This is a genomic window from Bradyrhizobium sp. URHD0069 (assembly GCF_000701345.1).
Classification (GTDB): domain Bacteria; phylum Pseudomonadota; class Alphaproteobacteria; order Rhizobiales; family Xanthobacteraceae; genus Bradyrhizobium.
Genome location: NZ_JNIJ01000024.1, coordinates 86,733 through 99,638, shown reverse-complemented (window position 1 = coordinate 99,638; position 12,906 = coordinate 86,733). Strand labels below are relative to the sequence as shown.

At 61.5% G+C, this 12,906-nt stretch carries 9 protein-coding genes; 7 read left to right on the top strand and 2 right to left on the bottom strand.

Annotated features, from left to right (window positions below; all coding sequences use genetic code 11):
• Positions 1–1,031 precede the first annotated feature (1,031 nt).
• The 3 genes from N554_RS0116330 to N554_RS0116320 all read left to right on the top strand — a co-directional run bounded on the left by N554_RS0116330 (position 1,032) and on the right by N554_RS0116320 (position 5,053).
• Positions 1,032–2,276, top strand: coding sequence for a cytochrome P450 (locus tag N554_RS0116330; protein ID WP_051677520.1), 1,245 nt, complete (start codon positions 1,032–1,034; stop codon positions 2,274–2,276).
• Between the two features lie 253 nt (positions 2,277–2,529).
• On the top strand, positions 2,530–4,254 hold the full coding sequence (gene ilvD, locus N554_RS0116325; protein ID WP_029584443.1) for a dihydroxy-acid dehydratase: 1,725 nt from the start codon (positions 2,530–2,532) through the stop codon (positions 4,252–4,254).
• Positions 4,241–5,053 (top strand): tetratricopeptide repeat protein, encoded by an 813-nt coding sequence (locus N554_RS0116320; protein ID WP_029584442.1) that lies wholly within the window; start codon positions 4,241–4,243, stop codon positions 5,051–5,053. The genes ilvD and N554_RS0116320 overlap by 14 nt, the downstream gene beginning before the upstream one ends.
• Before the next feature lie 42 nt (positions 5,054–5,095).
• Here N554_RS0116320 and xth read toward each other — a convergent pair whose 3' ends face one another.
• A complete protein-coding gene (gene xth, locus N554_RS0116315) occupies positions 5,096–5,887 on the bottom strand; it encodes an exodeoxyribonuclease III (RefSeq protein WP_029584441.1) in 792 nt (263 codons plus the stop codon).
• A 177-nt stretch (positions 5,888–6,064) separates the two neighbouring features.
• Here xth and N554_RS0116310 point away from each other — a divergent pair, with 177 nt between their 5' ends.
• Genes N554_RS0116310 through N554_RS35950 form a run of 3 tightly spaced genes read left to right on the top strand, consistent with a single transcriptional unit; the run spans position 6,065 to position 11,294 of the window.
• Positions 6,065–7,195, top strand: a complete 1,131-nt coding sequence (locus tag N554_RS0116310) for an efflux RND transporter periplasmic adaptor subunit (protein ID WP_029584440.1) — start codon at positions 6,065–6,067, stop codon at positions 7,193–7,195.
• A gap of 3 nt (positions 7,196–7,198) precedes the next feature.
• Positions 7,199–10,327 (top strand): efflux RND transporter permease subunit, encoded by a 3,129-nt coding sequence (locus N554_RS0116305; protein WP_029584439.1) that lies wholly within the window; start codon positions 7,199–7,201, stop codon positions 10,325–10,327.
• A gap of 16 nt (positions 10,328–10,343) precedes the next feature.
• Entirely contained in the window at positions 10,344–11,294 is a 951-nt protein-coding gene (locus tag N554_RS35950) for an amidohydrolase (protein WP_245283626.1), read from the top strand.
• On the opposite strand, the gene erpA is transcribed toward N554_RS35950, so the two are convergent.
• On the bottom strand, positions 11,193–11,525 hold the full coding sequence (gene erpA, locus N554_RS0116295) for an iron-sulfur cluster insertion protein ErpA (RefSeq protein WP_029584438.1): 333 nt from the start codon (positions 11,523–11,525) through the stop codon (positions 11,193–11,195). The genes N554_RS35950 and erpA overlap by 102 nt on opposite strands.
• A gap of 124 nt (positions 11,526–11,649) precedes the next feature.
• On the opposite strand from erpA, the gene N554_RS0116290 reads away from it, so the two are divergent.
• Positions 11,650–12,870 (top strand): deoxyguanosinetriphosphate triphosphohydrolase, encoded by a 1,221-nt coding sequence (locus N554_RS0116290; protein WP_029584437.1) that lies wholly within the window; start codon positions 11,650–11,652, stop codon positions 12,868–12,870.
• Positions 12,871–12,906: the final 36 nt, after the last annotated feature.

Genomic DNA, 12,906 nt, shown 5'->3' with positions numbered 1-12,906 from the left:
ACATGTTGTGCTCCCTCGAGTCTTCGCAAACACGAAGGAATCACAACGGGCTGGAATCACTCAACTTTCTTTTTCGGTCAGGCTCTGAGGAGCGCGCATCGCGCGCGTCTCGAAGGATGGCTGCGGGTAAGGTCGAGGCCTCATGGTTCTCCCGCCCCATGCGAAGCATCGTCACACGCGCTGGCGCTCATCACCACGAGGACTGAGGGCGTCGCTCAGCATCGCGCGGAAACGCCAATTGTCTCAGCGAATCCAACGTGATTTGGCCTGTCCAGTCCGGCCGCTCAAAATAAACCGCTTTCGCTGTCGGGCAAATCACGCCTACAAGCTCGCCCGTCTCACCCGACAAGAGGGGCGGCTCGCGATCGTCACGAACGCGCGGTGGGATGCGGTGGACGCGGCAGCGTCGGGCGCGCAATCGGAATCGCAGGGCGGCTTGTCAAAGAGTTCGTGAGCGAACAACCGGCGCGCAGACGGACGGCGCTGCTTCCGTTTTCACTAAAGTTTCGCCGGAGGTGCACAGCCCGGCGAAGCCTCTTGGCGAAGACGGGGCGCGTACGGCAAAACCGTGTGGTCCTGGCACCCGTTGCTGGTGTCAAGTCGGCGGAGGTTTTGCGAGCCCAACCGGGTTCGGCAAAACCTTCAATCCGCCGACGACGGTGACAAAACGAATTCGTCGCCGGGGAGAGCACGACATAAGCCGTTAAAACCATTGCGCAGGGAAGGCCGGGTGTTCCGGGGTACCTGTGGTGACTACCGTGTGCTTACTACCAATGCACACGGGCTGCGGGTGCAGCGGGCACCCGGCTTTCCCTGCGCCCTCTGTTTATGAAGAGGGTCCAAATTCAGTCAAAGCCTCGGGCGCATCGCGCCGCGGGAACGCGGACTCGTACCTATGCCGAAAAGCCGTGGCCGCGTGCACCGGCGCAGAATTCTTTATGGAATTCATATGCGGTTCTCGATCTGCCTGATCTGGAATTACTACGGCGAACTTGCCATCTTTGACGCGGCTTTCGGCGAGGGTAGCGCTCATGACGCTTCAGGCAGACTTCACCAGTCAGGACTACTATCGTAATCCCGCCGCCGCGATCGAAAAGCTTCGCGCCATGGGTCCGGTCGTGCAAGTTCGGTTCCCGATCATCGGCACGGTGTGGGCCACGACGACGCAGGCATTCGCCGATCAGGTGCTGAAGGACACCGAGACATTCACCATTCGCAAGGAAGACGGTACTGTCGCCGGACTTCAGTGGTGGATGCCGGGCATCGTGCGCACGCTGGCCAACAGCATGCTGTCGATGGACGAGCCGGACCATAAGCGGTTGCGCGACATCGTCGACGAGGCCTTTCGCCGCCGCGCCGTGCTCGACATGGAACCGCATATCCAGGCGATCGGCGATCAACTCGCCGATGAGCTGTTTGCCGAGGGAAGTCCGGCCGACCTCGTCGATCGCTTTGCGCGCAAGCTGCCACTGTCGGTGATCTGCGAACTGCTCGGGCTGCCATTGGCCGACCGGACGAAATTCGTCGCATGGGCCGGCGGCTTCACCCGCTTCACCGGCGCGCTCGGATTCCTCGGCATGATGCCGAAGATCCTTGCGATGAAGCGATATATGGAACGGCATATCGAGACCGTGCGGCGGCAGGGTGGGGAAGGGTTGATCGCCGAGATCGTGCGCGTCGAGAAAGACGGCGGTCGAATCAGCCGCGACGAAATGGTGTCCATGATGTTCCTGTTGCTGTTTGCCGGGCACGAGACCACGACGCACCTGATCAGCGGATCGGTGCATGAGCTTTTGAAAAATCCGGATTTGCGAGACTGGCTGAAAGAAGATTGGAGCCGCGCCGACCTGGCGGTGGAGGAATTTCTGCGCTTCACCACGCCGGTGCAATTCACCAAGCCGCGCTATGTGGGCAAGGATGTCGAACTCGGCGGCGTCAGATTGAGAAAAGGCGAGAAGATCATGGCCATGCTGGCCGCGGCCAACATGGACCCTCAGGCAAATCCGCATCCGGAGCGGCTCGATCTGCAACGAAGGCCGAACCGGCATATTGCCTTCGGCACGGACATCCATTTCTGCCTTGGCCATCAGCTCGCGCGCATTGAAGGCAGATGCGCGCTGAAATCCTTATTCCAGCGCTGGCCCGGATTGACGCTCGCGGTGGATGAGTCCGAAATCATGTGGCGCAAACGGCCTGGCCTCAGGGCGATCGATCACCTGCCTGTGGTGGCTGGCCAGGAGAAGCCGCATCTGATTCCGCAGCGCGCAGCCGGTTGAGGAGCGGCTTGGCGGGTCGGCAGGTTCCTTGATTGGACGGCCGGATGGTTGCCTGCACGCCACGATTGTTGCTTGATCGCAACACTCACCGAAGATTTAACTGTCATTTCAGCAACCTCTTGCGCGCGCCGCTTTTTGGCCACACCCCTCCATGAAATCATTCTTCGTAGGCTGACGGCCACGGCGCTCGCGAAGGCGAAGGAAAATCCTACATTTTCCGGGTCTAAGAGTTGGCTGGGGAAACAGGTTCGCGATGGACGCCAAAACCAGCATCAAGAAGAGACTACCGAGCCGTCATGTGACGGAGGGCCCGGAACGGGCGCCCCACCGCTCTTATCTTTATGCCATGGGGCTGACCACCCAGCAGATCCATCAGCCGTTCGTCGGCGTGGCGTCGTGCTGGAATGAAGCCGCCCCCTGCAATATCTCGCTGATGCGTCAGGCCCAGGCGGTCAAGAAGGGCGTCGCCTCCGCCGGCGGCACGCCGCGCGAATTCTGCACCATCACCGTGACCGACGGCATCGCCATGGGGCATGACGGCATGCGCTCGTCGCTGCCATCGCGCGAATGCATCGCCGATTCCGTCGAATTGACGATCCGCGGCCATGCCTACGATGCGCTGGTCGGTCTCGCCGGCTGCGACAAGTCGCTGCCGGGGATGATGATGGCGATGGTCCGGCTCAACGTGCCGTCGATCTTCATTTATGGCGGCTCGATCCTTCCCGGCAATTTCCGCGGCCAGCAGGTCACGGTGCAGGACATGTTCGAGGCGGTCGGCAAGCATTCGGTCGGCGAGATGTCCGACGCTGATCTGGACGAAATCGAGCGGGTGGCTTGCCCGTCAGCCGGTGCGTGCGGCGCGCAATTCACCGCCAACACCATGGCGACGGTGTCCGAGGCGATCGGGCTTGCGCTGCCGTACTCGGCCGGCGCGCCGGCGCCCTACGAGATCCGCGATGCGTTTTGCATGACCGCGGGTGAGAAGGTGATGGAGCTGATCGCGGCCAATATCCGCCCGCGCGACATCGTCACGCGCCGGTCGCTGGAAAACGCAGCGGCGGTTGTCGCCGCATCGGGCGGGTCGACCAATGCGGCCCTGCATCTGCCGGCGATTGCCCATGAATGCGGAATTAAATTCAACCTGTTCGACGTGGCCGAAATCTTCAAAAAGACTCCGTATGTCGCGGATTTGAAGCCGGGTGGCCGTTATGTCGCCAAAGACATGTTTGAAGCTGGTGGCATACCGCTTCTGATGAAGACGCTGCTCGATAACGGCCACTTGCATGGCGACTGTTTGACAGTCACGGGCCGTACGATCGCCGAGAACCTCACGAGCGTAAAATGGAATCCGCACCAGGATGTGGTGCGGCCCGCTGACAGGCCGATCACCGTCACTGGCGGTGTGGTCGGCCTGAAGGGGAATCTTGCGCCCGAAGGCGCGATCGTGAAGGTCGCCGGCATGTCGAACCTGAAATTTACCGGACCGGCCCGCTGCTTCGATCGCGAAGAGGATGCCTTCGAGGCGGTGCAGAAGAAGACCTACAAAGAGGGCGAGGTTCTCGTGATCCGCTATGAGGGGCCGCGCGGCGGTCCCGGCATGCGCGAAATGCTCTCGACCACGGCGGCGCTGACCGGGCAGGGCATGGGCGGTAAAATCGCACTGATCACCGACGGCCGGTTCTCCGGGGCCACCCGCGGCTTCTGCATCGGCCATGTCGGGCCGGAAGCGGCCGTGGGCGGGCCGATCGCGCTCCTGCGGGACGGCGACATCATCGAAATCGACGCTGTCGTCGGGACACTTAACGTAAAGTTGACTGACAAAGAGCTGGCCGAACGCAGAACCAAATGGAGGGCTCGCGAGACCAATCATACGTCAGGTGCACTCTGGAAATATGCCCAACAGGTTGGGCCGGCGGTGGATGGCGCCGTCACTCATCCGGGCGGGGCGCACGAGAAACAGTGTTATGCGGATATCTAGGCGTATCATTCTTGCGTTGATTTTAGGGGCCACCCCTGTGGCCACACAGGGATTCGCTTTCGACGGAGCGCCGGTGGCTCCAGATGCGGCGATTCCCGTCGTTTCGGCCCAACCCGGGGCCGCTGCTGCCCTGAAGAAGGCGATCCCGCCGTCGGCGACCTCGTTGACCTCGCTGCAATACGCCGCAGAAGGCGGTCATCCGGTCGCACAGTGGAAATTGGGCCGGATGTACGCCAATGGCGATGGCGTCACCCAGGACGATCTGCGCGCCTTTGAGTATTTCAGCCGGATTGCCAATGCCCATGCCGAAGACAGCCCCTCGGCGCCGCAGGCGGCGATCGTCGCTAACGCCTTTGTGGCATTGGGGCGGTACTACCTCAACGGCATTCCCAACTCGAAGATCAGGTCGGATCCGGAGCGGGCGAGGGAGATGTTCTCCTACGCGGCGTCCTATTTCGGCAATGCCGACGCGCAATACGATCTGGCCCGGCTCTATCTGAAGGGCGCCGGCTCGTCGCGGGATGATTTCCGCTATGGCGCCCGCTGGCTCGGCCTTGCCGCCCAGAAAGGTCAGCATCAGGCGCAGGCCTTGCTCGGCCAGATGCTGTTCAACGGCGACCAGCTGCCACGTCAGGCCGCGCGCGGGCTGATGTGGCTGACATTGGCGCGGGACAGCGCCGCACCGGACGAAACCTGGATCAAGGAAAGTTACAACAAGGCGATAGCCAGGGCGTCTGACGATGACCGCGCGATGGCCCTGCAGATGCTCGAGCACTGGGTGCAGGGCCGCAAGGACTGAAGCTTCGCTGCGCTCGCAACGACGCTCTCAACAGCCAGGTTGTTACGCGACCTTCAAATCGAAGTCGGCCCACACCGGCACATGGTCCGACGGCTTCTCCCAGCCGCGCACATAGCTGTCGACCCCGACATCGATCAGCCGATCGCTGGCCTGCGGCGATAGCAGCAGGTGATCGATGCGCAATCCCTGGTTTTTCTGCCAGGCGCCGGCCTGGTAATCCCAGAAGGTGTATTGGCCGGGGGCGTCGGTAGCGGCACGCAGCGCGTCGGTCAGCCCTAACCCCAGCAGGGATTGAAAGCTTTCGCGGGTGGTGGGGCGGAACAAGGCGTCGTTGACCCAGGCTGCCGGATTATGGACGTCCTGCGCCGCCGGGATCACGTTGAAATCTCCGGCGAGCACCAGCGGCTCCTCCGCCTTCAGCTGTTGCTTTGAATATTCAAGGAGTCGTGACATCCATTTGAGCTTATAGGTATATTTCTCGGTTTCCGGCGGGTTGCCATTGGGCAGGTAGAGGCAAGCAACCCTCAGCACGCCCTGCTTCAGCGTGACCACGCCCTCCAGAAATCGGGCGTGGATATCCTCGTCGTCTCCAGCAAGGCGCGGCCTGGTTTCCTCGAACGGCAACTTCGACAACAGCGCGACGCCGTTGAAGGTCTTCTGGCCATGGGTGACCACGTTATAGCCGATCGCCTCGATCGGCTCCCGGGGAAACGCCTCATCGAGGCACTTGGTCTCCTGCAGACAGACAATGTCGGGCCCGCAATCCGTCAGCCAGGTCAGGAGGTGGTCGAGCCGCTGCCTGATCGAATTAACATTCCATGTAGCAATACGCATCAAAAGGTTCCCGTCGGTAACCAACATTTTCGCTTCTGTGGCATACCATCCATCGCGGGGCTGTGATAACCGTTTAGAAACTGTGATAACAATTTTGAGCGAGGCGTAGAAGTCGCCGTCATGGGGGCAGGAAACCGGACTGTCCCGGTCCGTGCGGACCGGCTGACGTGAAATGTCATGAAAAAGCGTCATTTGATTTTTTTCGCAGGCGTGCTGGGCATAACAGCGCTGGCCGCCTTTGTAACGCGCTCGTCATGGATTGACGGGGGCGCCAGCGCGCAGGCTCCGCAACGCGCCCGCGTGATTTCGGTCGACCTGGCGAAAGCTGAGCGCAAGCCGGTGCCGGTCGATGTCGATTCAATCGGAACGGTAACGCCGATTTTGAGCGTGGCGCTGAAATCGCGGTTAGAAACCACTATCGTCTCGGTCCACTTCGAAGACGGCGCCAAGGTCAATGAAGGCGATCTCTTGTTTACGCTCGACGCGCGCCAGATCGACGCCCAGATCGAGCAAGCCGAAGGCGTGCTTGCCAGGGACCAGGCGCAGCTTGAGGGCGTGCAGCGCGATGTCAGGCGCTACAGCGATCTGATCGCCAAGGGCGCCACCACTCAGGTCAACCTCGATAACGCCAAGACCCAGGCCGATATCCTGATCGGCACGATCAAGGCCGATCAGTCCGCGCTGGACAATCTGAAGGTCCAGAAAAGCTTTACCATCATCCGCGCGCCGTTTTCGGGACGGATCAGCGCAGCCAATGTGAAGATCGGCAACTTCGTGCGTCCGGCCGACACTGTGTCGCTGGCCGTCATCAACCAGATGGCGCCTGTTTATGTGACCTTTGCCATTCCACAGCGTGTTCTGGTCGACCTGCGCGAGGCGATGGCGACCGGCTCCTCCAAGGTGATCGCAACCATCCCCGGCCACCAGCGATCCGAGGACGGCAAAGTGGCGATGGTCGAAAACTCGGTGGATTCCACTACCGGCATGGTCACCGTGCGCGGCATCATGAGCAATGCGAACGAGACATTGTGGCCGGGAATTCTAGTCGCGACCAAGCTCATCATCCGCACCGAGAATTCCGTCGTGGTGCCGACGGTGGCGGTCCAGCGCAGCCAGAGTGGGAACTACGTGTTCGTGGTGAAGGATGGAGTGGCCAAGGTTCAGCCGGTGAAGGTCGACCGTACCTCCCAGGGCATGTCCGTGATCGCCGAGGGGCTGTTGGGTGGCGAGGACGTTGTTGTCGATGGGCAGTTGCTGCTCTCGGACGGCACGCGGGCGGAACCGCGGGCTCGCAAAGCCGGGGCCTGAGCAATGACCCTCTCGGAGCTTTGTATTCGCCGGCCCGTGATGACGACGCTCATCACGGCATCAATCATCGCGTTCGGCGTCTTCGGTTTCCGCCTGCTGCCGGTGTCGGCGCTGCCGCGGGTCGATTTTCCGACCATCGCGGTGACCGCGACCCTGCCAGGTGCCAGCGCGGACACGATGGCGGCGTCTGTCGCCGGCATCATCGAACGTCAGCTATCGACCATCGCCGGCATCTCCTCGATGTCGTCGAGTTCGTCGCAGGGCACGACGCAAATCACCATTCAATTCGACCTCAATCGCAATATCGACGCAGCCGCACTCGACGTGCAAACCGCCTTGACGATCGCGCAGCGCCGGTTGCCGATCGAGATGACTATTCCGCCGAGCTTCCGGAAGGTGAATCCGGCCGACTTCCCGGTGCTGTTCATCGCGCTGGGATCGGCGACGCTGCCGCTGTCGGCGGTCAACGAGTATGGCGACATCACCATCGGGCAGGCGCTGTCGCAAATTCCCGGCGTCGCGCAGGTGCTGATCTACGGTACACAGAAATTCGCCATTCGCGTCCAGGCTGACCCGGAAGCTGCGGCCGCCCGCGGGCTGTCGCTCGAGGACATCAGGACCGCCGTTTCGCGCGCCAATTCCTCGACGCCGGTCGGCACGTTGAACGGACCGAAGCAGGACGTCGCCCTTCAGGCCTCCGGCCAGATGGAAAAGGCTGCCGACTACCGGCAGGTGGTCGTTGCGTGGCGCAACGGTTCGCCGGTCAAGCTCGATGAAGTCGCCAAGATTTACGATAGCGTCGAGAACGACAAGGTTGCGACCTGGTTGAACGACGAACGCGCGATCGTGCTCGCTATTCAGAAGCAGCCGGACGCCAATACGGTTGCGGTGGTCGATTCCGTGTTGGCCAAATTGCCGGCGCTGCGCGCGCAGATTCCGCCCTCGGTTTCCATGAACGTGATGATGGACCGTTCCATTTCGGTCCGGCAGGCGGTCGCCGACGTCGAGGAAACCCTGCTGATCGCGGTGGCACTGGTCATTCTGGTGATCTTCCTGTTCCTGCGTTCGGCCTCCGCGACGTTCATTCCGGCGCTGGCGGTGCCGATCTCGCTGTTCGGCACCTGTGCCGTCATGTACATGCTGGATTATTCCATCAACAACATGACGCTGCTGGCGCTGACCTTGTCGGTCGGCTTTGTGGTCGACGACGCCATCGTCATGCTCGAGAACATCGTCCGCCATATCGAACGCGGCATGCGGCCCTACGAGGCGGCGCTGAAGGGCGCACGCGAGATCGGCTTTACCATCATTTCGATCACCTTCTCGCTGATCGCGGTGTTCATTCCGGTGCTGCTGATGGGCGGCATTGTCGGCCGGGTGTTCCGGGAATTCGCGGTCACGATCTCGGTCGCTATCGTGGTTTCCGGCTTCGTGTCGCTGACGCTGACGCCGATGCTGTGCGCGCGGGTACTGAAGGCGCATGACGCGACCAGGAAGCCGAACATCGTGCTCCGTCTCTTCGAACGAGTGTTCGAGTCGTGGCTTCGCGCCTACGAATGGACACTCGACTTGGTGCTGGCGAGAAAGGGGCTGATGCTGCTGGTCACGCTGGCAACGCTCGGCGGCACGATTTACCTTTATATGATCGTGCCAAAAGGCTTCTTTCCGCAGGAGGACACCGGCTTCCTGATCGGCGTGACTGAAGCTGCGACCGACACCTCTTTCGAGGCGATGAAGGTGCGGCAGCAGGCGCTGGTCGATGTGCTCAAATCCGATCCGGCGATCGACTATATCAACTCCACCGTCGGTTCCGGCGGCCCCAATCCCACCGCGAATTACGGCCGCCTGTTCATTGCCTTGAAGTCTCAGAAGACGCGTGACCCCGTCAGTGTTGTCGTCGGACGCCTGCGCGCGAAGGCGCGGGAAATTCCGGGCGTGCAGGCGTTCTTCCAGAGCATCCAGAACCTGAATATCGGCGGGCGGATTTCCAAGAGCCAGTATCAATACGTCCTGCAGAGCGGCGACACCGAGTCGCTGTATCGGCTGGCGCCTCAAATGCGTGACAACATCGAGAAGATCCCGGGCCTGCTCGACGTCACTACTGACCTCTACATCAAGAACCCGCAGATGACGGTCGATATCGACCGCGAGAAGGCTGCTGTCTACGGCATCACCGTCGATCAGGTACGCAACCAGCTTTATAACGCCTATGGCTCGCGACAGGTCGGCACCATCTACATGCCATCGAACGACTATCAGATCATCCTGGAGGCGCAGCCGCAGTTTCGCGTTGATCCCTCCGATCTCTCCAAGCTCTACATGAAGACCGGGAACGGCCAGACGATTCCGCTCGCTGCGGTCGCGAAACTGGTGCCGACGGTCGGCCCGCTGCAGATCAATCATCAGGGCCAGCAGCCGGCAGTGACAATCTCCTTCAATCTCGCGCCGGGCCATTCGCTGGGCTACGCGGTGGACAAGATCACTTCGCTTGAACAGTCATCGAACCTGCCGGTCACGATCGCGACCGGCTTCTCCGGCACGGCGCAGGTGTTCCAGGACTCGCTGCGCGGTCAGGGCGTGCTGATCCTGGCGGCAGTGTTCGCGGCGTTCGTGATCCTCGGCATTCTCTACGAAAGCTTCATCCATCCGATCACCATCATTTCCGGCCTGCCGTCGGCGGGCATCGGCGCGATCCTGACGCTGATGCTGTTCAATATGGAACTGTCTGTGATCGCGATGATCGGCATTGTGATGCTGGTCGGCATCGTCAAGAAAAACGCCATCATGATGGTGGATTTCGCGCTGGAGCGTCGCCGGGTGGGCTTGAGCGCCGAGCATGCCATTCGCGAAGCCGCATTGCTGCGCTTCCGGCCCATCATGATGACGACATTCGCAGCGATTTTCGGCACGCTGCCGATTGCTCTTGGTGCCGGGGCCGGTGCTGAACTGCGTCAGCCGCTTGGCGTCGCCGTGGTCGGCGGTCTCTGCCTGTCGCAGCTGTTGACGCTATTCATCACGCCGGTGATCTACATTTATCTCGATCGGATCGACCGCCGCCTGAAGCGCCGTCTCGAACCGCAGGCCGACGAGGTCGAGAACGTCGAGCGGCCGCACGTCGTCGCGGCGGAGTAATGGCGCCAGAGTGAAGATGAAGCCTCATCGAGGGCGCATCGCTACCCTGATTGCCGCGTTTCTGTTCGCCGGCATGGACACGCGCGTACACGCGGCCGAACCCATCGAGATCTTCGACGCCCATCTGCACTACAATTGGGAACCAAAGCCGTTCTATCAGCCCGATGAGGTTCTGGCGCTGTTCAGGAAGCATCGGGTGACCGGTATCCTCGCGACCAGCCGCCCCAACACCGGCACCCACGCGCTGATGGATGCGAAGCCCGATGGCCTGCAGGTCGTGCCTTTTATTCGGCCGTACCGTGTCCGCGCCGATATCGGCAGCTGGTTCAGCGACCCCGTCATTTTCGATCTCGTGCAGGACGAATTCAAACGCGGCTATTATCGCGGCATCGGTGAATTTCACTTGTCGGGGAAGTCGGCGGAAAACGAGTGGGTGAAGAAGACCGTCGACTTCGCCGTGGCAAACAACCTCTATCTACATGCCCACGCGGACGAGGAGGCCGTTGAAATCCTGATGCGGCACAATCCTCGTGCCCGGATCATCTGGGCGCATACCGGCTTCGGACTGCCAAGCGAGCGCGTCTCCGCGCTGCTGGCCAAATATCCTGATCTTTGGGGAGAACTGTCGTACCGCAGCGGCATCACCGACGGGGCCGGGAAGCTGACGCCGGAATGGCGGGTCTTGTTCGAGCGATACCGGACCGATTCCTGCTTGGTTCGGACACATGGGTCCCGGAACGCTGGGCGAGCTATGGAGAAATCATGGCCGGCTATCGCGCCTGGTTGGCGCAGTTGCCGCTGCAGGTGGCCCGGCAGATCGCGCATGGTAACGCAAGGGCGTTGTTCGCCGATAACCGCTAACTTCTCAGATCGAAAAGCTGGTGCCGCAGCCGCAGGACGCAGTGGCGTTGGGATTGACCACCCGGAACGACGCGCCGATCAGGTCGTCGACGAAATCGACCTCTGACCCCGCCAGAAACGGCACCGAGGCGGGATCGACCAGGACCACGGCGTTGTCGCGCGCGATCACCATGTCATCTTCAGCCTTCGCGCGCTCGATGTCGAATTTGTATTGAAAGCCGGAGCAGCCGCCGCCCTCGACGCTGATCCGCAGCATGGCGCCGTCGCCCTCGCTCTTGAGGATTTCGCCGATGCGGCGGGCCGCCCGCTCGCTGATAGCGACACTGGTCAAAGTCATGACGTGCTCCGTAGTCCCCATTGCGAGATCCCAATGCGAGCTTTTCAGGTAATTTGAATTACCCGCAAGTGGTAGTTAAGTGCACCAGGCACCGGAATCAAACGTTTGAGGGGATTAATACACCGTGTCGGTCGGAATGGCTGCTCCTCGTTCAGTCTATGCCTGCGATCCCGACCGCAGCCGCGGACGGCTGTTCGCGGAGCCGCCGAGCAAGACCCGGAGCCCGTTCCGGCGCGATTGCGACCGGGTCATTCATTCTACCGCCTTTCGCCGCCTGAAGCACAAAACCCAGGTTTTCGTGTTCCACGAAGGTGATCATTACCGTACCCGGCTGACCCACTCGCTGGAAGTAGCGCAGATTGCCCGCGCGCTGGCCCGCCAACTCGGCCTTGATGAGGATCTCACGGAAACGCTGGCACTGGCGCACGACCTAGGCCATCCGCCGTTCGGCCACGCCGGCGAGCGCGCGCTTAATGCCTGTCTGCAGGCCCATGGCGGGTTCGATCACAATGCGCAGAGCTTGCGCGTCATCACGTCGCTCGAACATCGCTATCCCGAATTCGACGGGCTCAACCTGACCTGGGAATCGTTGGAGGGCATCGTCAAGCACAACGGCCCGCTGACCGAGCGAAGCGGAGCCCCGATCGGACGGTATCGGGAACACGGCATTCCCGTAGGGATATCCGACTACATCAGGGCATACGACCTCGAACTGTGGAGCTTTGCGTCGCTGGAGGCGCAGGTGGCGGCGATCGCCGACGACATCGCCTATGACGCCCATGATATCGACGATGGCCTGCGCGCCGGCCTTTTTGGGGTAGACGATCTCAAAGTCATGCCGCTCACAGCGGGAATGATCGCCGAGGTCGCGAAGCAGCATCCCGATCTCGATGACGGCCGGCGCGGCGCGGAACTGGTGCGCGAGCTGATTTCGTACCTGATCGGGGCGGTCGTCTCCGAGGCGCGCCGGCGTTTGGAAGCCCTGCAGCCGAAATCGGTCGACGATGTCCGCCGCCACCATGACGTGCTGATCGCGTTTCCGGCGGTCGCCGCGCAAGCGGAGGCTGAGATCAAGTTGTTCCTGAAACAGCATATGTACAGGCATCCGCGGGTGATGCACGTCATGAACGATGCCGAACAGATCCTGTTCGACCTGTTCGCGCGTTATCAGCAGATGCCGGCCGATCTGCCGGCCGAATGGTTGCCGCCGGATGGCAAGGACGCCGACACCGAGCGTGCACGACGGATCGGCAACTTCATCGCCGGGATGACCGACCGCTTCGCAATGACCGAACATCAAAGGCTTTTTGACTCGACCCCGGATTTGCGTTACGCGGCGGCTTAGGTACTGCATCCACGGCAGAATTCCCCGGTCCCATCA

Coding starts and splice junctions, on each gene's coding strand:
- N554_RS0116330 (WP_051677520.1), top strand. CDS start 1,032: ATGACGCTTCAGGCAGACTTCACCAGTCAGGACTACTATCGTAATCCC.
- ilvD (WP_029584443.1), top strand. CDS start 2,530: ATGGACGCCAAAACCAGCATCAAGAAGAGACTACCGAGCCGTCATGTG.
- N554_RS0116320 (WP_029584442.1), top strand. CDS start 4,241: ATGCGGATATCTAGGCGTATCATTCTTGCGTTGATTTTAGGGGCCACC.
- xth (WP_029584441.1), bottom strand. CDS start 5,887: ATGCGTATTGCTACATGGAATGTTAATTCGATCAGGCAGCGGCTCGAC.
- N554_RS0116310 (WP_029584440.1), top strand. CDS start 6,065: ATGAAAAAGCGTCATTTGATTTTTTTCGCAGGCGTGCTGGGCATAACA.
- N554_RS0116305 (WP_029584439.1), top strand. CDS start 7,199: ATGACCCTCTCGGAGCTTTGTATTCGCCGGCCCGTGATGACGACGCTC.
- N554_RS35950 (WP_245283626.1), top strand. CDS start 10,344: ATGAAGCCTCATCGAGGGCGCATCGCTACCCTGATTGCCGCGTTTCTG.
- erpA (WP_029584438.1), bottom strand. CDS start 11,525: ATGACTTTGACCAGTGTCGCTATCAGCGAGCGGGCGGCCCGCCGCATC.